We start from the raw sequence: 17,577 nt of genomic DNA, 5'->3' as shown, positions 1-17,577 counted from the left end.
AGCCTCCCTTCCTCGAATCGAACTGTGCCCCTAGCGAATCATCGATAGTCAAACGGGGCAAGTGGTTTGTTGGTTGCAGGCATTTTTACGAACAGGCGCCTCCAAGCGATGAATAAGCACTATTGCCGTGCCGCTTCGGCGCTTGCATTACCCAGATGCTGCATATGCTCTTCGAGCGCAGCATGAATGACTCGGGTCATCGGCAGCCCGGTCTTTTGTTTCAAAGTTCGCGCGAGGCGAACGCCGCGTTATTCTCGTCAGGCCGGCGTTCAACCGCCACCCTGAACTGCCGCAACAGCCTTCTCCACGGCGGGCAGGATGCGCTCGACCATCACTGCGACGCCCTTCGGATTGGGATGCAGGCCGTCCTCCAACTGCAGGCCGGACTGTCCGGCGACGCCATCGAGAAAGAACGGATAGAGCGGCACATCGTATTTCGCGGCCAGCTTTGGATAGATCGCATCGAAGGCGTTCTGGTAGTCGGCGCCGAGATTGGGAGCGGCGCGCATGCCGGCCAAAAGCACCGCGATCTTGCGCGCTTTCAGCTTCGCCAGCATGTCGTCCAGGTTCTTTTCCGTGATGCTGGGCGAGACGCCGCGCAGCATGTCGTTGGCGCCGAGTTCGAGGATAACCAGCCTTGTACCATCCGGTACCGACCAGTCAAGCCGTGCCAAGCCGCCGCTCGAGGTGTCGCCTGAAACGCCGGCGTTGGCTACGGTGACGTCATGGCCTTTGGCCCGCAGCGCAGCTTGCAATTTGTCGGTAAAGCCATCGCCAGGCCCGAGGCCGAAACCGGCCATCAGGCTGTCGCCGAACCCGACGATGGTGAACGTCTCGGCGCGAACCGACGAAATGGCGCCGCAAAGGGTGACGAAAAGGACTAGCCCCGCGGCATTCAAGCGTTTGAAAGATATCTTGCGTTTGAAAGACATGTGGCAGGCCCCATATACCCGAGGAATTCTTCCGGCGACGGCTTCCGGCAAGCAGAGCCTTCATCCTGATATAGGACGCTTTAATTGTGACAGAAGCCGTCATCGAGCTGAAAGACGTATCCCTGACCCTTGGCCAAGGCGCTTCCTCAGTGCATGTGCTGAAACGCGTCAGCCTGGACGTGACGCGCGGCGAGGCGACCGGCATCGTCGGCCCTTCGGGGTCCGGCAAGTCGACCTTGCTGATGGTGCTGGCCGGGCTGGAGCGGGCCGATTCGGGGACGGTGCGGATCGCCGGCGAATTGCTGAACGGCAAAAGCGAGGACGAGACCGCATCGTTTCGGGGCCGAAACATCGGCATCGTCTTCCAGTCGTTCCATCTCATTCCCAACATGACGGCGCTCGAAAATGTCGCGGTGCCGCTGGAACTGGCCGGCCATGCCGATCCGTTCGGTGTCGCGGCGCGCGAGCTGGCAGCGGTGGGCTTGAGCGACCGCGTCACCCACTATCCGGGCGAGCTGTCCGGCGGCGAACAGCAGCGCGTGGCGATCGCCCGCGCGCTGGCGCCGTCGCCGCGCATTCTCATCGCCGACGAGCCGACCGGCAATCTCGACCAGGCGACGGGGCGGCAGGTTGCCGACCTTTTGTTCGCCAAGGCGGCCGAGCGCGGCATGACCTTGGTGCTGGTCACGCACGATCCGGCCCTTGCGGCGCGCTGCTCGCGCCAGGTGTCGATGCGCTCGGGCCGCATCGAGGATGCGCCGGTAGCGCAGGTCAAGGTGCCGGCCTGATGCCACTGTCGCAGACGCTGAAGCTCGCGTTCCGCTTCTCGCTGCGCGAGATGCGCGGCGGGTTGTCGGGTTTCCTGATCTTCCTTGCCTGCATTGCGCTCGGCGTCGCTGCAATCGGCGGGGTCAATTCGGTGGCGCAGGCGATCACCGCAGGCGTTGCAGACCAGGGCCAGACGCTGCTTGGCGGCGACTTGCGCTTCCAGCTCAACCAGCGCGATGCGACGCCAGCCGAAAACACCTTCCTCGACCGCCTCGGCACTGTGTCGCACAGCGCCAATATGCGCTCGATGGCGCGGCTGGATGACGGCTCCGACCAGGCGTTGGTTGAGGCCAAGGCCGTCGACGACGCCTATCCGCTCTATGGCGCGCTCGATACCGCGCCGCAGCTTGGCAGAAAGGATTTGTTCGACGAGAAATCAGGCGTCTTTGGCGCCGCCGCGCCCGACCTGTTGTTCGACCGGCTGAATGTGAAGATCGGTGACCGGCTGAAGGTCGGCAGCGCGACATTCGAATTGCGGGCCAGGCTGGTGAGCGAACCGGATGCGGTGTCGGACGGTTTCGGCTTCGCGCCACGGCTGATGGTCTCGACCGCGGGGCTTGCCGCGTCCGGCCTGATCCAGCCGGGCAGCCTGGTCGAGAATGCCTACAAGGTTCGGCTGCCGGCCGGCGCCAGCGAGGCCGATCTCAAGACCATCCAGGATCGGGCGGCGAGCGATTTCCCTGAAGCCGGCTGGTCGATCCGCACGCGTTCCAATGCGGCGCCGGCGCTGTCGGCCAACATCGAGCGCTTCTCGCAATTCCTGACGCTGGTCGGGCTGACGGCGCTGGTGGTCGGCGGCGTCGGCGTTGCCAATGCGGTGCGCGCCTATCTCGACGGCAAGCGCGGCGTCATCGCCACCTTCAAGAGCCTTGGCGCCTCGGGCGGCTTCGTCTTCACCGTCTATCTCGTGCAAATCCTGATGATCGCCGGCCTCGGCATCGCGCTTGGCCTCATCCTCGGCGCCGCCATGCCGTTTGCGGCGAGTGCGGCGCTTCAGTCGGTCATTCCGGTGCCGGCGCAAGGCGGTCTCTATCCGGACGCGCTGGCTATGGCGGCGCTGTTCGGGCTGCTGGTGACGCTTGCCTTCGCGCTGTTGCCGCTCGGCCGCGCCCGCGATGTGCCGGCGACCGCGCTGTTTCGCGAAATGGGTTTTGAGGGCCGCGGCTTTCCACGCCTGCCCTATCTTGCCACGGCGGTCGGCATCGCGCTCGCTTTGGCGGCGCTCGCCATCCTGTTTTCCGGCGACCGGCGCATCGCCTTGATCTTCGTCGGCGCGACGATCTTTGCCTTTCTGGTGTTGCGCCTGGTCGGTGCGCTGGTGCAGTGGGTGGCGCGCAAAAGCCCGCGTGTGCGCTCGGTCGCGCTCAGGCTCGCCATCGGCAATATCCACCGGCCCGGCGCGCTGACGCCGTCCGTCGTGCTGTCGCTGGGCCTCGGGCTGACGCTTTTGGTGACGCTGGCGCTGATCGACGGCAATCTCAGGCAGCAGATCTCCGGCAGTCTGCCGGAACGGGCGCCGAATTTCTTCTTCGTCGACATCCAGAATAGCGAGGTCGATGCCTTCTCGACACTGATCGGCAGAGAGGCGCCGAAGGGAACGCTGGTCAAGGTGCCGATGCTGCGCGGCCGGGTGATGGCGCTGAACGGCGTTAGTGTCGACAAGGCCAATGTGCCATCGGAAGGCGCCTGGGTGCTGCGCGGCGATCGCGGCCTGACCTACCACGCCAAACAGCCGGCCAATGCGACATTGACAGAGGGCAGCTGGTGGCCGGAGAACTACAGCGGCGAACCGCTGGTCTCGTTCTCCAACGATGAAGGCAAGGCGCTCGGCCTGAAGCTCGGCGATACCGTCACCGTCAATGTGCTCGGACGCAATGTGACGGCCAGGATCGCCAATTTCCGAGAGGTGCAATGGGAGACGATGGGCATCAACTTCGTCATGGTGTTCTCGCCTAATACTTTTGCAGGCGCGCCCCATGGCTGGCTGGCGACGCTGACCGAAAAGGATGCCACGGCAGCAGAGGATGCCCGCCTGCTTAACGCCGTCACCCGCGCCCTCCCGGCGGTGACGACAGTTCGGGTCAAGGACGCGCTCGATGTCGTCAACCGGCTGGTCGGCCAGCTCGGCACGGCGATCCGGGCGGCGGCCGGCGTGGCGCTGATCGCTTCGGTGCTGGTGCTGGCCGGCGCGCTCGCCGCGGGAAATCGCGCCCGCATCCACGATGCCGTGGTGCTGAAGACGCTGGGCGCCACGAGGCGCACGCTGATCGCGGCGTTTTCGCTGGAATACATGCTGATCGGCCTGGCCACCGCGGTGTTTGCGTTGGCTGCCGGCGGCATCGCCGCCTGGTACATCGTTGCCCGCATCATGACGTTGCCGTCGCATTTCATGCCGGAGGTGGCAGTGGCGACCTTGGTGTTTGCGCTGGTGATCACGGTCGGCATCGGCCTTGCCGGCACCTGGGGGGTGCTCGGGCACAAGGCGGCGCCGGTGCTGCGCGACCTCTAGGCCCCAAACGGCAAGGTTGGCCGAATCTGCCGTTTCCGATTAAATCTTGGTAATGTGCAGTCATGGAAGCCCAAGAAAACCGGCTTCCGGAGATTCACCAAGCGTTGCAGCCCGTTACGGTCTTGTTCTTGACGTCAAGAACCATCATATTTCGCCACAGGCATGCTGGAGCCCCGCCAGCGGCGCCCAGGTCCAAAAGGGCCTGACACCGTATGGGGCAGAAGCAACAGAGGATTCCAATGGCTGAGCCCATTCGCAACTACCAGACTTCGGCCGTGCCGGGCGCGCGCGCCGACATTGACCAAGGCCTGCGCACTTACATGCTCAAGGTCTACAATTTGATGGGGCTTGGCCTCCTCATCACCGGCGTCGCCGCCTGGGGCGCTTTCCAGCTCGCCGTCACCGGCGACGGACAGCTGACCGCTTTCGGCACGCTGATCTATGCCAGCGCCTTCCGCTGGGTGGTCATCCTGGCTCCGCTCGCCGCCGTCTTCTTCCTGTCGTTCAGGATCCAGTCGATGAGCGTGGCCGCGGCGCAAACCACCTTCTGGGTCTATTCGGGCCTGGTCGGCCTGTCGTTGTCGACCATCTTCCTGGTCTACACCGGCGCGTCGATCACCCAGACCTTCTTCGCCACGGCGGCCGCCTTCGGCGCGCTGTCGCTCTACGGCTACACGACCAAGCGCGACCTTTCGGCCTTCGGCTCGTTCCTGGTCATGGGCGTGGTCGGCCTGGTGATCGCCATGCTGATCAACATTTTCCTGCAGTCGTCGGCGCTCGGCTTCGCCATCTCGGCGATCGGCGTGCTGATCTTCGCCGGGCTCACCGCCTATGACACGCAGACCATCAAGGAAATGTACTACGAAGGCGATCAGGCCGACGTTGCCGGCCGCAAGGCGATCATGGGCGCGTTGAGGCTATATCTCGACTTCATCAACCTGTTCATGTTCGTGCTGCAGTTCATGGGCGATCGCCGCTAGGCGGTCTTCCCATCAGGCAACTGGACCAGCTGATATCAAGAGGGCGGCCAACGGCCGCCCTTTTCTTTTGTGCCGGCCTTTGCTGTCATGGAGGCAGATGAATCGTCTGCATAAACATGAGCACTATTTCCATCCGCGCGGCCTTGGAAGGCGACCTCGGCCGAATCACCGAGATCTACGGCGATGCCGTGACGCATGGCACCGCGAGCTATGAGCTGGAGCCGCCCAGCCGCACTGAGATGGGTGGGCGCTTCGACAGCCTGACGGCGGGGGGCTTTCCCTATCTGGTGGCGGAACGAGATGGCGCGCTGCTCGGCTACGCCTATGCCGGCGCGTTCCGGCCGCGCCCGGCCTACCGCTTCATCGTAGAGGATTCCGTCTATGTCGCGCCTGATGCGAAGGGCCAGGGCGTCGGGCTGCTGCTGATGCAGGCGCTGATTGAAGCCTGCCGTATGGCGGGCTTTCGCCAGATCGTCGCGGTGATCGGCGACGGCAATCCAGACAGCGCCTCGGTGCGGCTGCATGAAAAGCTCGGCTTTCGCCATTCCGGTCGCCTGGAAGGCTCCGGCTACAAGCATGGGCGCTGGCTTGACACGGTGTTCATGCAGCTGTCGCTCAATGGCGGCGTAACGGTTCCGCCCGATCCACATTCGCTGCCGGAGCGGAAGTTTCGTGAGAGCCTGAGGAGGGGAATTGAGGAGAACTGAAGAGAACTGAAGAATTGAGGATCCGAATAGCTGAGAACAAACCCGGCGGTATTTCGACCGTTACATCCTCTTTTTTCAATTCTTCAGCTCTTCAATTCCCCAATTTTCAATTAGGCCTGGACAATCTTCAGCTTAGCATCGAAGACGTTGAGCACGCGACCGAGTTCCTGGCCGCGCTTGAGGATTCGGCCACCGGCGGCGATGACGGCGAAGGCGCCTTGCCGGCGTGCCAGTTTCGGATCCTTGACGATCTGGAACAGCGGCACTTCGCTGGCCCGGCGGAAGACTGAAAACACAGCCCGATCAGACAGATGATCGATGGCATAGTCGCGCCATTCGTTGGCGGCGACCATGCGTCCGTACAGCCTCAGGATCTCGTCGAGTTCACGCCGGTCGAAACGGACCGGCTGGTCGAGGCGTTCGCGTCGCGCCTCGTGCAGCGGGATCAATATTGCGGATGCGTCCCCATCCTCCGTCCCACCGCTGCGATCGGTCATCCCGCGATCCCTTTGAAAATGAATCTCGCTTGCAGAAGTTGGCGTGTTCGCCGTGGAATTGCAAGGCCCGGCTAACCATCCCGGGACCGCGCTGTTTTCGCAACGTCCAGTCACTTTTATAAAACGCGGTGTTTGAATTGGTGATGCCTCGCCACATTTCCGCCTTTTTTTATCCGCGCTCATGCCCCAATGTCCGACGAATTTACCGGCGTTGCCTGAGACGGTTCGGTCCGGCACCGGCTCGTAAACCCCAAGCCCCCCGCCCACGGGTCTGCGTCGGATCGAACCAACCTCGGACTTTCCTCAGGGAGAGACCGGGTGCGACGATCCCAAAACCTAAATGACCGACGTCAGAAGCAAGCTGACGTCGGTTTTTTTGTTTTTGGCTGCTTGAAGAATTTGCCGGAGGCTGCGGTGCCCAGTTTGCGGGCGCATCCCCTCACCCGGATTGCCAGCCGAATTGCAACAGCAATTCGGGCCAATCCGACCTCCCCCGAGCGGAGAGGAGTTCGCGCCAGCGCTGATTCAGCCCCTTCTCCCCTCGGGGAGAAGGTGGCCGAGAGCGGCCGGATGAGGGGGCCTCTTAAGGCTTGTGAATAAACGCAGCGCCCAAAATAGGCCCCGGCAGGCCGTCCTTGCCGACCGACTGCAGCAGCACGGCGCAGCCGCCTTTCTTGGCGATCTCGGTCATCGGCAATTCGTAGCGCTGCGCCTTGCCGTGCCACATGCCGGCGGTCTGGATGCCGGTGACGGCGTTCCAGTAGGTCATGCTGCGGCCGGTGTTCTCGCCCTTGGCGATGGTCACCGTCTGCGGTGGTTCGAAATAGACGATGACGACATGGGCGTCGCTCGGGCCGCTACCGGCGTCGCCGGCATCGATCATGACGCGATCGCTGGTGCGGCTGACCTTGACGCTGACCCGCATGCCTTCACCGGATTTCTCCATGCGGGCAAGCGCGCCGTCGACCTCCTTGCGGCTGGCGCCGTTAACATGGCTGCGACCATTGATGACGGCTTGCGGCGTGTAGACGGAGCGGGTGCCGAAGGCGCGCATATAGTCATATTGCCGGTCGGTATTGTCCTTGCTGCTCAGCGTGTCCTGCCAGCCGAGATAGTCCCAGTAATTGACGTGGTAGGCGAGCGCGACGACGTTGTCCTTGGCCGCGAGCTCGGCAAAGAAAGCGTCCGCCGGCGGGCAGGAATTGCAGCCCTGGCTGGTGAACAGCTCGACCACGCCCAAAGGCCTGTCAATCTGCGGTTTGTCGGTCTGGGTCGTTCCCGATTCCTCGGCGAACCCGGTCCCGGCAAGCGCCGAGAAGGCCAGCGCAAAAGCCGCAAGCCGCAGAGGGTGTCGAGGTGCCATGATCGTTCCGATTCCCGCCGGTGACGCCGACCTTGTTCTGGTTGCCCAGATTTGTGGCAGAAGCGACAGTCAACGGGAAGTCACGTTGCGGTGAAATTTTTGCTGCCGCAACCATGGGTATGGCCCCTACAGGCGGAGCACTTCACCGCCCGGTTCGATCGGGAGCATGGCATCATGAGCGTGGGGCAGATCTTGCTGAGCCCAGCCGGTTTTTACTCCTGTCGTACAGGGCGGAGCTTCGATCGGGTCGGGCAATGCTTTCGAAAGACTGGGAGTAGGGAGTAGGGAGTAGGGAGTAGGGAGTAGGGAGTAGGGAGTAGGGAGTAGGGAGTAGGGAGTAGGGAGTAGGGAGTAGGGGATGTCGTTCCCCGCTACCGCCCAATCCCTACTGCCTAAGCCCTGGCCGCTACGCGGCCAGATCGCGCAGCACGTATTGCAAAATGCCGCCATTCTTGAAGTAGTCGAGCTCGTCCAGCGTATCGATGCGGCAGATGATCGGCACGTTCTTCACGGTACCGTCGCCATAAGTCACCTTGGCGATCATTGTCTGGCGTGGCTTGATGGTGCTTATGCCGTCGATCTCGACCAGCTCGTCACCCTTGAGGTTGAGCGAGGCCCATGAGGTGCCTTCCTCGAAGACGAAGGGGATGACGCCCATGCCGACCAGGTTGGAGCGATGGATGCGCTCGAAGGACTGGGCGATGACGGCACGGACACCGAGGAGATTCGTTCCTTTAGCTGCCCAGTCGCGCGAGGAGCCGTTGCCGTATTCGACGCCGGCGAAGATGACCAGCGGCACGCCTTCCTTTTTGTATCTCATCGCCGCGTCGTAGATCGATTCCTCTTCCTTCGACGGGTAGTGGATGGTGTAGCCGCCCTCGCGGCCGTTCTCGCCCAGCATGTGGTTGCGGATGCGGATGTTGGCGAAGGTGCCGCGCATCATCACCTCATGGTTGCCGCGCCTTGTGCCGTACTGGTTGAAGTCGGCAACGCCGACGCCATGGTCGGTGAGGTATTTGCCGGCCGGGGAAGCGGCCTTGATCGAACCCGCCGGTGAGATGTGATCGGTGGTGATCTTGTCGCCGAACAGGCCGAGCACGCGCGCGCCCTTGATGTCGCCGATCTTGCCGAAACCGGAGGTCATGCCGGCGAAATAGGGCGGGTTCTGCACATAGGTCGAGTTGTCGTCCCAGGCATAGGTCTGGCCTTCCGGCGCCTTGACGTTCTGCCAGTATTCGTCGCCCTTGAAGACGTCGGCATATTTGCGGGCGAATAGCTCACGTGTGACGTTCTTCTCGATGAACTCCTGGATCTCGGCCGAACTCGGCCAGATATCCCTGAGATAGACCGGCTTGCCGTCGCGGCCTTCGCCGAGTGGCTCGGTGGTCAGGTCCTTGGTGACGGTGCCGGCCAAAGCATGGGCTACCACCAGCGGCGGCGACGCCAGATAGTTCGCCTGCACGTCAGGTGAAACACGGCCTTCGAAGTTGCGGTTGCCGGAGAGCACTGCGGCGGCGATCAGGCCCTTATCGTTGATGGTCTTGGAGATCGGCGCCGGCAGCGGGCCGGAATTGCCGATGCAGGTGGTGCAGCCGAAACCAACCAGGTTGAAGCCGATCTGGTCGAGCTCCTTCTGCAGGCCGGACTTTTCCAGATATTCGGCGACCACCTGGCTGCCCGGCGCCAGCGAGGTCTTCACCCACGGCTTCTGCTTGAGGCCGAGCCGGTTGGCGTTGCGCGCCAAGAGGCCGGCGCCGATCAGCACGCTCGGGTTGGAGGTGTTGGTACAGGACGTGATGGCGGCAATGACGACATCGCCATGGCCGAGATCATGGTCGGTGCCTTCGACGGCATAGCGCTTGTGGATTTCGACAGCCTTCTTGTACTCGGTCTCCATCGCCTTGGCGAAGCCGGCCGGAATGCCTTCGAGCGGAACGCGGCCTTCGGGGCGCTTGGGACCTGCCATCGACGGCACCACGCTGTCGAGCTCGAGTTCGAGCAGGTCAGTGAAGACAGGGTCGGCCGAGCCGGCGTCACGCCACATGCCTTGCGCCTTCGAATAGGCCTCGACCAGTGCGATGCGGCTTTCGTCGCGGCCCGACATTGTGAGGTAGCGGATGGTTTCGCCGTCGACCGGGAAGAAGCCGCAGGTGGCGCCATATTCTGGCGCCATGTTGCCGATGGTGGCGCGGTCGGCCAGCGTCATGTTGGACAGGCCCGGGCCGAAGAACTCGACGAACTTGCCGACGACGCCCTTCTTGCGCAGCATCTGGGTGACGGTCAGCACCAGGTCAGTGGCGGTGATGCCTTCCCTGAGTTTGCCGGTGAGGCGGAAGCCGATGACTTCGGGCAACAGCATGGAAACCGGCTGGCCGAGCATCGCCGCCTCGGCCTCGATGCCGCCGACGCCCCAGCCGAGCACGCCAAGGCCGTTGATCATGGTGGTGTGCGAATCGGTGCCGACGCAGGTGTCGGGATAAGCGGTGGTTTCGCCGTCTTCCGTGTTGGTCCAGACGACCTGACCGAGATATTCGAGGTTGACCTGATGGCAGATGCCGGTGCCGGGCGGCACGACGCGAAAATTGCGGAACGCCTGCTGGCCCCATTTCAGGAATTTATAGCGCTCTTCGTTGCGCTCATATTCGAGCTCGACATTCCTGGCAAAGGCCAGTGGCGTGCCGAATTCGTCGACGATGACGGAGTGGTCGATGACGAGGTCGACCGGCACCAGCGGATTGATCTTCTGCGGATCGCCGCCGAGCGCCTTGAGGCCGTCGCGCATGGCGGCCAGGTCGACCACCGCCGGGACGCCGGTGAAATCCTGCATCAGGACACGCGCGGGGCGATAGGCGATCTCGACGCCGGCGGTGCCCTTGTCGGTCAGCCAGCCGGCCACAGCCTGGATAGAGTCCTTGGTGACCGAGCGGCCGTCTTCATTGCGCAAAAGGTTTTCCAGCAGCACCTTCATCGAATAAGGCAGCTGGGCAATGCCGGTGAGGCCGTTCCTCTCGGCCTCGACCAGATTGTAATAGACATAGTCCGCGCCACCCACGGTGAGGGTGCGGCGGCAATTGAAACTGTCGAGGGATTTTGACACGTGCGGTCCGTCCTTGTCTGTTCAGCCTGAAAGGGAACGGACGCCGATGGGCATGCAATCACGCGCAAAGGTGCGGGTACGGCCATTTCCGCTGTCCGTTCCCAGCCAACCCGAGCCGTTCAAGGCGGCGCGTGCGCTGGTTCGGCGCAAATTCTGTTCCCGTGCCGACCGCTGGCACGGATGTCCCGCATATAGAGAATTTTCTGGAATAGTTCTAGACAGTTGCGGAGCAAATTTGTGCGATGCGGCAGCTATCGCGCGGTAAAGTTTTCGGGACGAGCAGGCATGCGGCTGATTGCCGAAAATCTGGGCGGCGAACGCGGCGGCGAGACGGTCTTTTCCGGCATCGGTTTTGCGCTCGACAAGGGCCAGTTGCTGGTCGTCACCGGGCCGAACGGTTCAGGCAAATCGACGCTGCTCAGGGTCATCGCCGGGCTGCTGCCGAAGGCGCAAGGCGATGTGCGCATCGAGGGCGGCGGCGAGACGTTTCCGACGGTCGCTTCGGCGGTCCACTATCTCGGCCACCTCAATGCAATGAAGACGGCGCTCAGCGTGGCGGAGAATCTGCGCTTCTGGCGCGATTTCAACGGCGATGGGCAGTCGGGTGTCGGAGAGGCGCTGGAGACGGTTGGTCTCGGCGGCATCGGCCATCTGCCTTTCGGCTATCTGTCGACCGGGCAAAGGCGGCGGGCGGCGATTGCGAAATTGCTGGTCAGTCATAAGCCGCTGTGGCTGCTGGATGAGCCGACGGCTGGGCTGGACAAGGCTTCGGAGGGGCGGTTTGCGGGGCTGATGACGAGGCATTGCGCGGAGGGCGGGATTATTGTCGCGGCGACGCACCTGCCGCTGGGATTGGATGGGGCGAAGGAATTGAGGATGGGAGCAATAGGGTGATGTCGGCATTCCCGCCCACCCCCCTCTGCCCTACCGGGCATCTCCCCCGCAGGGGGGGAGATCAGATGTCATGCCGGCTTTCGCCAATCACCGGCATTGAAAAAGAGGCGTCAGCAACGGAACTGCCAATCTCCCCCCTTGCGGGGGAGATGTCCGGGAGGACAGAGGGGGGTGTGAAGGAACGCCACCTTCGGCAAGATGGCGATCAAACCGCAGGCGCGGCTCGCCAATGCTAGCCCTTTTCCTGCGCGACATCCGTCTCTCAATCCGTGCCGGGGGCGGGGCGCTCACCGGCGTCATCTTCTTCCTCGCCGTCATCGCCACCATCCCCTTCGGTGTCGGGCCGGACCTGAAGCTGCTCGCCCGCATCGGTCCGGCGATCCTTTGGATCGGCGCTCTGCTCGCCTGTCTGCTTGGGCTCGACCGGCTGTTTCAGGCCGATCGCGAAGACGGTTCTCTCGATCTTCTGGTGCTGGGCAATGACCGCCACATGCTGGCGCTGACGGTGCTGGTGAAGTGCCTGGCGCACTGGATGGGCAGCGTTCTGCCGCTGGTGGTCGCCGCTCCTCTGCTCGGTCTGTTCATGAACATGGAGCCGCTCAGCATCGGCGCCACCGCGCTGACGCTGCTGGTCGGCACGCCGGCGATCACTTTCATCGGCGCGGTCGGGGCGGCGGTGGCGGTGGCGCTGCCGCGTGGCGGGCTGCTGATCTCGGTGCTGGTGCTGCCGCTGACCATCCCGGTGCTGATCTTCGGGATGTCGGCGAGCTACGGCGCGGTGGCCGACCCTGATCCGTTCCTGCAGCCCTTCCTCATTCTTGCCGCGCTGACGCTGTTTCTTGCCGTGCTGGGTCCGGTGGCGGCGGCGCTGGCGCTGCGGCATGGAACGGATTGATATGACCGCTCCGGCGCGACGATCAATTGCGAAGCCCCAGCCGCAAAGCTAAGAAGGCCGCAAAGCTATGGGAAGGCCATGATCGAGCACGACGAAGGGACGGTGGAAGGGGAGCGAAGCGCATGAGTGCACACGCACTCTATGTCGCGGCCGCCTATGGCATCACGGCGATCGTGCTGGCCGGGCTGATCGGCTGGATCCTGTTCGACCAGCGGACCCGCAAGCGCGAACTGGCAGACCTCGAAGCGGCCGGCGTGCGGCGTCGCTCGGACAAAGCCGGTACTGGGGCCAGCACTGGGGCCGGCAGCGGGGCCAGCAAGCCATGAGCACGGAAAGCGAAACGCCGGCGTCGCCGCGCCGCCGCCTTATCGTGCTGATGCCGCTGCTGGTTTTTCTCGGCCTCGCCGGATTGTTCCTGTCGCAGCTTTTGTCGGGACGCGACGAGGCGGCAGTGCCGTCGGCGCTGATCGGCCTGCCGGCGCCGCAGACCAACCTGCCGGCACTGGAAGGGTCAAACCTGCCCGGGCTGGATTCAAAAGCCTTCGCCGGCAAGGTAACGCTGGTCAACGTCTTTGCATCGTGGTGCGCGCCGTGCCGGGAAGAGCATCCGGTGCTCTTGCAGCTGTCGCAGGACAAGCGCTTCGTCATGGCCGCGCTAAACTACAAGGACCAAGCGCAAAACGCGCGCCGGTTCCTTGGTGATCTCGGCAATCCGTTCCAGGCGATAGGTGTCGACGAGGCCGGCCGCACGGCCATCGACTGGGGCGTCTACGGCGTGCCGGAAACGTTCGTCATCGGCAAGGACGGCAAGATTGCCTACAAGCATGTCGGGCCGCTGACCGGGGAGTCGGCGAGGGATCTGCTGTTGCCGCAGATTGAAAAGGCGCTCGCGGCGCCGGGCTGACGGCGGCGCCATGCCCCCTCATCCGGCCGCTACGCGGCCACCTTCTCCCCGAGGGGAGAAGAGGGAAGGCGTCGGCGCTGGCTCCTCTCCCCTCGGGGAGAGGTCGGATTGCCCGAATTGCTTTTGCAATTCGGTTTGGCAATCCGGGTGAGGGGGTCGTGCCGTCGAACAGTCGTCTGAAATGCTCAGCCGTAGATCTGCCTGTGGACCTGGTAGAGCATTTCCGAGCGGTCGGCGCGTAGGTCGGCCAGATCGCGGCTCGTCAGGTTTTCGATTTCCGCGACGAGGCGGTTGTAGTGGCGGCGCTTGGCCATCGAGGTGCGCGCGCGGGCGAAGAGGTTGTCAAAAGCCATAGCAAGGGTCCTTTCGTGCCGCATATCAGCGGTGAATTTGTTCCTCCCTTGGTCGTTCGCACCATGACATAGGAATGGTGCGATGCAAAAAGAAGATGTTGCAATGCACCATTGCGCAGGGCGCATAGCGGGTTAATACAGCGCTACAGCACCAAATTGCGGCTGCGCCACCTTGCCATCGCGCCCGCAGGCTGGCTTGATCCGCGCGTCACGTGATGCCTGGAGGAAATGCATGGCGACCGCAGACTATTACGAAATTCTCGATCCGCGTTTCGCGCGGCTGTTCAACGGCAACGCCCAGGTGGAAAAGCTGTTCACCGGATGTCAGTGGGCGGAAGGGCCGGCCTGGTTCGCCGCCGGCCGCTATGTCGTCTGGTCCGACATCCCCAACAACCGCATGCTGCGCTATGACGAGACCGACGGCAATGTCAGCGTCTTCCGTCAGCCCTCCGGCAATTCCAACGGCAACACCGTCGACCGCCAGGGCCGACTGGTGACGTGCGAGCATTCCGGCCGCCGCGTCAGCCGCACCGAGCATGACGGTTCCGTCACCACCATCGCGGCCGAATGGAAAGGCAAGCGGCTGAATTCGCCCAATGACGCGGTCGTGAAATCCGACGGCTCGATCTGGTTCACCGATCCGAGCTACGGCATCGACACCGACTATGAGGGCGACAAGGCCGAAAGCGAGATCGGCGCTTGCAATGTCTACCGGGTCGATCCGGATACGGGCGAGGTCGAAGCCGTCATCACCGACATGGTCCGGCCGAACGGGCTTGCCTTTTCGCTCGATGAAAGCCAGCTCTATGTCGTCGACACCGGCCGCACCCATGGCGCGCAGAACCCGGCGCATATGCGGGTCTTCAACGTCGGCAAGCACGGCAAGAAGGTGTCGGGCGGCAAGGTGTTCGCCGACTGCACGGCCGGCCTGTTCGACGGCTTCCGGCTCGACGAGGCCGGCCGCATCTGGACCAGTGCCGCCGACGGCATCCATTGCTACGACCCCGACGGCACGCTGATCGGCAAGGTCAAGGTGCCGGAAGTGACCGCCAATTGCGTGTTCGGCGGCAACAAGCTGAACTGCCTCTACATCGCCGGCACCACGTCGCTCTACATGGTGCGGCTGATGGTGAACGGGGCGAAGACGTATTGAGGCTGCTGCAAACGCTTCTCTGGCGGCCCTTGATGGCGTTTCTGCGCATGTCCGCGGCGCCTGTTGCGCGGCGGCCGCCGGAACCGCCGCCAAGCGGTTCGCCGGAGCGGATTTCGAAGCCGCCCAGCGGCGGCGGTATCAGACACAATTCAAGGGGAGGACGTCATGCCATTCGTCAACATCCGCATCGTCAAGGAAGTGATCGCCGCTGATCCCGCTGGCAAGAAGGCCGACATCGCCAAAAAGGTCACGGCGGCCATCATGGACGCCACCGGGCTTAGCAATGACGACGTCTGGGTGGTGTTCGAAGAGGTCAACGCGCGCGACTGGTATGTCGGTGTGACCGATGTCGAGACGTTGCGGAAGGGGTAGCACAGCGGCACGTTGGGATGCGCCGCACCCTTTCGTTCGTCATCCTAGGGTCTGCGCCGCGTCGCTTCGCTCCTTGCTCCGCCCTAGGACGAGGCAACGTCTGCGCCTATAAAACTCGCGAAAACCTGCACCGCTTCGCGCATGGCCCGCAGGTTCTCGTCCTCTCCCAGGATCGCTTCCATCTCCGGCGGTTTCTTGCCGAGCAAGGCAATCTCCAGAACCGCGTCCTCACAAAGCGCAAACGACATCGTCCGCATGATCTCCGCAAGCGCTGCGCGGGCGTAGAGCGAGCGCGCGGAGGCGTGGGCCAGCATGGCGGGCTTGCCGACGGCGGCGTCGCGTGAGACCAGCCAGTCGAGCGCGTTTTTCATGCCGCCCGGCACGCCATGGGCATATTCGGGGCAGGAGACGATGATGCCGTCGGCGCCGGTGACGGCCTCGATCAGCCGCGTGGCCTCGGCCGGTGTGCGCTCGCCTTCGTCATCCGGGTTGAAGATCGGCAGCAGGCCAAGCCCGTCATAGACAGTTACGCGGCAATCCGAAGGCGCGTTCGCGGACAGCGCCGCCAGCAGCGCCGAATTGGTCGAGGCGGCGCGCAGGCTGCCGGAGATGGCGAGGAGTTCGATCACGGGGAAACAGGGCTAGGGAAACCGGCAAAGGACTGCAATGGCGAATCGTACCCCGAAATCTACCACAGGGTCGTGCTGTAGGCCTCGTCCAGCGAGCGGTCGAAATCGTCGGCAGTTTCGGTATGCGCCATCTGATCGGACAGGATCTTACCCAGCGTCGGCAATGTGGCGCGGTTGTGCCAGCTGTCCGGCTTCCACAATTCGGAGCGCATGAACGCCTTGGCGCAGTGCATGTAGGCGGCCTTGACGCTGACCACGACGACGCTTTGCGGTTGCCTGCCGTCGACGGCGAGGCGATCGCGCAAACCGGCGTCGACGGTGATGCGGGCATCGCCATTGATGCGCAGCGTCTCGTTCATGCCGGGGATGAGGAAAAGCAGGCCGACCGAAGGATTGAGCAGGATGTTCTCCAGCGTGTCCAGCCGGTTGTTGCCGGGCCGGTCGGGAATGGCGATGGCCTTGTCGTCAAGGACAAGGGCGAAGCCGGGCCTGTCGCCTTTAGGCGTCACGTCGGCATTGCCGGCGCCGTCGGAAGAACCGATCAGCACGAAAGGGCTCTTGCCGATGAAGGAGCGGCAGTGGCCGTCAAGCGCCTTGAGCTCCTTGCGCATCGATGCGTCGGTCGGCCGCGGCGTTTTGTAGATCGCCCTCAGTTCATCGCGCGTGGTAACGAATTCCATGGCCGTCTCCGTTTATTCGGACGCAATTCCGGACGGAAAACCGCTTCATACTTTTCCTGGAATTGCTCTACTTGCCGGCTTCTTCCACCTTCTCGGTCTTATCCTCGATCGAATGGTGCAGGATCAGCGGCATCTGGCTGAAGGTGAACAACAGGGTGATCGGCATGATGCCCCAGACCTTGAAGGTAACCCAGAAGTCGGTGGAAAAATTCCGCCACACCACTTCATTGGCAAGAGCCAGGAACAGGAAGAACAGGCCCCAGCGGAAAGTCAGCTTGCGCCAGCCTTCGGCATCGAGGCGAAAGGCCGAATCGAAGACATAGCCGAGCAGCGATCGGCCGAAATACAGACCGCCGAGCAGCACGCCGCCGAACAGGGTGTTGACGATGGTCGGCTTCATCTTGATGAACACGTCGTCCTGCAGATAGAGCGTCAGCGCGCCGAAGATGAAGACGACGACGCCCGAGACCATCGGCATGATCGGCAAGGTGCGCAGCAGCAGCCAAGAGGCGATCAGCGCGATCGCCGTCGCCGCCATGAACAGGCCGGTGGCGACGAAGATCGGCCCGCCGAATTCGGCCAGGACAGGAAATTTCTGCACCAGCCAGGCGCCGCGTGCATTGGCGAAGAAGAACACCATCAGCGGCCCGAGTTCCAGCACCAGCTTGAGCAGCGGATTGACGCTTTCTTTCTTCTTTCGCGGGTCGGACGGGTCGCGTTCGAGGATGGGTGGGTTCATGACTTCCTTCTGACGCATGATCTTGTCCAAAAAGCCGTCAGCTCT

Annotated in this window: 18 protein-coding genes; 10 read left to right on the top strand and 8 right to left on the bottom strand. The window is 63.2% G+C overall.

All coding sequences use genetic code 11. The annotated features are described in order from the left end of the window. Nucleotides 1-269: 269 nt before the first annotated feature. Nucleotides 270-932: an arylesterase gene (locus NKI88_RS17945; protein WP_488505155.1), complete on the bottom strand. Its 663-nt coding sequence runs from the start codon at nucleotides 930-932 to the stop codon at nucleotides 270-272. 86 nt (nucleotides 933-1,018) lie between these two features. On the opposite strand from NKI88_RS17945, the gene NKI88_RS17940 reads away from it, so the two are divergent. The 4 genes from NKI88_RS17940 to NKI88_RS17925 all read left to right on the top strand — a co-directional run bounded on the left by NKI88_RS17940 (nucleotide 1,019) and on the right by NKI88_RS17925 (nucleotide 5,956). Beyond that, on the top strand, nucleotides 1,019-1,720 hold the full coding sequence (locus NKI88_RS17940) for an ABC transporter ATP-binding protein (protein WP_352656401.1): 702 nt from the start codon (nucleotides 1,019-1,021) through the stop codon (nucleotides 1,718-1,720). Then, nucleotides 1,720-4,269 (top strand): ABC transporter permease, encoded by a 2,550-nt coding sequence (locus NKI88_RS17935; protein WP_352656399.1) that lies wholly within the window; start codon nucleotides 1,720-1,722, stop codon nucleotides 4,267-4,269. Before NKI88_RS17940 ends, NKI88_RS17935 begins: the two co-directional genes overlap by 1 nt. A gap of 239 nt (nucleotides 4,270-4,508) precedes the next feature. Next, nucleotides 4,509-5,249: a Bax inhibitor-1/YccA family protein gene (locus NKI88_RS17930; protein WP_352656397.1), complete on the top strand. Its 741-nt coding sequence runs from the start codon at nucleotides 4,509-4,511 to the stop codon at nucleotides 5,247-5,249. 116 nt (nucleotides 5,250-5,365) lie between these two features. After that, complete coding sequence (locus NKI88_RS17925) at nucleotides 5,366-5,956, top strand: GNAT family N-acetyltransferase (protein ID WP_352656395.1); 591 nt, start codon at nucleotides 5,366-5,368, stop codon at nucleotides 5,954-5,956. A gap of 110 nt (nucleotides 5,957-6,066) precedes the next feature. Here NKI88_RS17925 and NKI88_RS17920 read toward each other — a convergent pair whose 3' ends face one another. The 3 genes from NKI88_RS17920 to acnA form a co-directional block, all read right to left on the bottom strand. Next, the gene (locus NKI88_RS17920) at nucleotides 6,067-6,453 is read right to left on the bottom strand and encodes a DUF2794 domain-containing protein (protein WP_023683844.1); all 387 of its coding nucleotides are present in this window, start codon (nucleotides 6,451-6,453) and stop codon (nucleotides 6,067-6,069) included. Nucleotides 6,454-7,036: 583 nt separating this feature from the next. After that, nucleotides 7,037-7,816, bottom strand: a complete 780-nt coding sequence (locus NKI88_RS17915) for a DUF1223 domain-containing protein (protein WP_023683845.1) — start codon at nucleotides 7,814-7,816, stop codon at nucleotides 7,037-7,039. 406 nt (nucleotides 7,817-8,222) lie between these two features. Further along, on the bottom strand, nucleotides 8,223-10,913 hold the full coding sequence (gene acnA / locus NKI88_RS17910; RefSeq protein WP_352656393.1) for an aconitate hydratase AcnA: 2,691 nt from the start codon (nucleotides 10,911-10,913) through the stop codon (nucleotides 8,223-8,225). A gap of 285 nt (nucleotides 10,914-11,198) precedes the next feature. On the opposite strand from acnA, the gene ccmA reads away from it, so the two are divergent. The 4 genes from ccmA (at nucleotide 11,199) to NKI88_RS17890 (ending at nucleotide 13,606) form a co-directional block, all read left to right on the top strand. Next, nucleotides 11,199-11,807 (top strand): heme ABC exporter ATP-binding protein CcmA, encoded by a 609-nt coding sequence (ccmA, locus tag NKI88_RS17905; protein WP_352656391.1) that lies wholly within the window; start codon nucleotides 11,199-11,201, stop codon nucleotides 11,805-11,807. Between the two features lie 229 nt (nucleotides 11,808-12,036). After that, nucleotides 12,037-12,702 (top strand): heme exporter protein CcmB, encoded by a 666-nt coding sequence (ccmB, locus tag NKI88_RS17900; RefSeq protein WP_352656389.1) that lies wholly within the window; start codon nucleotides 12,037-12,039, stop codon nucleotides 12,700-12,702. Between the two features lie 122 nt (nucleotides 12,703-12,824). Beyond that, nucleotides 12,825-13,028: a heme exporter protein CcmD gene (gene ccmD / locus NKI88_RS17895; protein ID WP_352656387.1), complete on the top strand. Its 204-nt coding sequence runs from the start codon at nucleotides 12,825-12,827 to the stop codon at nucleotides 13,026-13,028. After that, complete coding sequence (locus NKI88_RS17890; RefSeq protein ID WP_352656385.1) at nucleotides 13,025-13,606, top strand: DsbE family thiol:disulfide interchange protein; 582 nt, start codon at nucleotides 13,025-13,027, stop codon at nucleotides 13,604-13,606. Before ccmD ends, NKI88_RS17890 begins: the two co-directional genes overlap by 4 nt. Nucleotides 13,607-13,791: 185 nt before the next feature. Here the strand turns inward: NKI88_RS17890 and NKI88_RS17885 are convergent, their stop codons facing one another. Beyond that, nucleotides 13,792-13,959: a hypothetical protein gene (locus NKI88_RS17885; protein ID WP_352656383.1), complete on the bottom strand. Its 168-nt coding sequence runs from the start codon at nucleotides 13,957-13,959 to the stop codon at nucleotides 13,792-13,794. Between the two features lie 232 nt (nucleotides 13,960-14,191). On the opposite strand from NKI88_RS17885, the gene NKI88_RS17880 reads away from it, so the two are divergent. Together NKI88_RS17880 and NKI88_RS17875 are read left to right on the top strand one after the other, a co-directional pair. Beyond that, on the top strand, nucleotides 14,192-15,112 hold the full coding sequence (locus tag NKI88_RS17880; RefSeq protein WP_023671738.1) for an SMP-30/gluconolactonase/LRE family protein: 921 nt from the start codon (nucleotides 14,192-14,194) through the stop codon (nucleotides 15,110-15,112). A 165-nt stretch (nucleotides 15,113-15,277) separates the two neighbouring features. Further along, on the top strand, nucleotides 15,278-15,484 hold the full coding sequence (locus tag NKI88_RS17875; RefSeq protein ID WP_023683852.1) for a tautomerase family protein: 207 nt from the start codon (nucleotides 15,278-15,280) through the stop codon (nucleotides 15,482-15,484). Nucleotides 15,485-15,567: 83 nt separating this feature from the next. On the opposite strand, the gene NKI88_RS17870 is transcribed toward NKI88_RS17875, so the two are convergent. From NKI88_RS17870 to NKI88_RS17860, 3 genes are all read right to left on the bottom strand, one after another. Continuing rightward, nucleotides 15,568-16,113 (bottom strand): NADPH-dependent FMN reductase, encoded by a 546-nt coding sequence (locus NKI88_RS17870; protein ID WP_352656381.1) that lies wholly within the window; start codon nucleotides 16,111-16,113, stop codon nucleotides 15,568-15,570. 59 nt (nucleotides 16,114-16,172) lie between these two features. Then, nucleotides 16,173-16,793, bottom strand: coding sequence for a pyridoxamine 5'-phosphate oxidase family protein (locus tag NKI88_RS17865; protein WP_352656379.1), 621 nt, complete (start codon nucleotides 16,791-16,793; stop codon nucleotides 16,173-16,175). Nucleotides 16,794-16,860: 67 nt separating this feature from the next. Beyond that, nucleotides 16,861-17,532 (bottom strand): septation protein A, encoded by a 672-nt coding sequence (locus NKI88_RS17860; RefSeq protein ID WP_023715760.1) that lies wholly within the window; start codon nucleotides 17,530-17,532, stop codon nucleotides 16,861-16,863. Nucleotides 17,533-17,577 lie beyond the last annotated feature (45 nt).

Source organism: Mesorhizobium sp. M0317, assembly GCF_040321555.1.
In the GTDB taxonomy this organism is placed as follows: Bacteria; Pseudomonadota; Alphaproteobacteria; order Rhizobiales; family Rhizobiaceae; genus Mesorhizobium.
The sequence above is the reverse complement of the archived record's forward strand: the minus strand, read 5'-3'. Positions and strand labels throughout refer to the sequence as shown.

Excerpts from the sequence above, each read along its gene's own strand:
- NKI88_RS17945 (WP_488505155.1), bottom strand. The coding sequence starts at position 932 with ATGTCTTTCAAACGCAAGATATCTTTCAAACGCTTGAATGCCGCGGGG.
- NKI88_RS17935 (WP_352656399.1), top strand. The coding sequence starts at position 1,720 with ATGCCACTGTCGCAGACGCTGAAGCTCGCGTTCCGCTTCTCGCTGCGC.
- NKI88_RS17930 (WP_352656397.1), top strand. The coding sequence starts at position 4,509 with ATGGCTGAGCCCATTCGCAACTACCAGACTTCGGCCGTGCCGGGCGCG.
- NKI88_RS17925 (WP_352656395.1), top strand. The coding sequence starts at position 5,366 with ATGAGCACTATTTCCATCCGCGCGGCCTTGGAAGGCGACCTCGGCCGA.
- NKI88_RS17920 (WP_023683844.1), bottom strand. The coding sequence starts at position 6,453 with ATGACCGATCGCAGCGGTGGGACGGAGGATGGGGACGCATCCGCAATA.
- NKI88_RS17915 (WP_023683845.1), bottom strand. The coding sequence starts at position 7,816 with ATGGCACCTCGACACCCTCTGCGGCTTGCGGCTTTTGCGCTGGCCTTC.
- ccmA (WP_352656391.1), top strand. The coding sequence starts at position 11,199 with ATGCGGCTGATTGCCGAAAATCTGGGCGGCGAACGCGGCGGCGAGACG.
- ccmB (WP_352656389.1), top strand. The coding sequence starts at position 12,037 with ATGCTAGCCCTTTTCCTGCGCGACATCCGTCTCTCAATCCGTGCCGGG.
- ccmD (WP_352656387.1), top strand. The coding sequence starts at position 12,825 with ATGAGTGCACACGCACTCTATGTCGCGGCCGCCTATGGCATCACGGCG.
- NKI88_RS17890 (WP_352656385.1), top strand. The coding sequence starts at position 13,025 with ATGAGCACGGAAAGCGAAACGCCGGCGTCGCCGCGCCGCCGCCTTATC.
- NKI88_RS17885 (WP_352656383.1), bottom strand. The coding sequence starts at position 13,959 with ATGGCTTTTGACAACCTCTTCGCCCGCGCGCGCACCTCGATGGCCAAG.
- NKI88_RS17880 (WP_023671738.1), top strand. The coding sequence starts at position 14,192 with ATGGCGACCGCAGACTATTACGAAATTCTCGATCCGCGTTTCGCGCGG.
- NKI88_RS17875 (WP_023683852.1), top strand. The coding sequence starts at position 15,278 with ATGCCATTCGTCAACATCCGCATCGTCAAGGAAGTGATCGCCGCTGAT.
- NKI88_RS17865 (WP_352656379.1), bottom strand. The coding sequence starts at position 16,793 with ATGGAATTCGTTACCACGCGCGATGAACTGAGGGCGATCTACAAAACG.
- NKI88_RS17860 (WP_023715760.1), bottom strand. The coding sequence starts at position 17,532 with ATGAACCCACCCATCCTCGAACGCGACCCGTCCGACCCGCGAAAGAAG.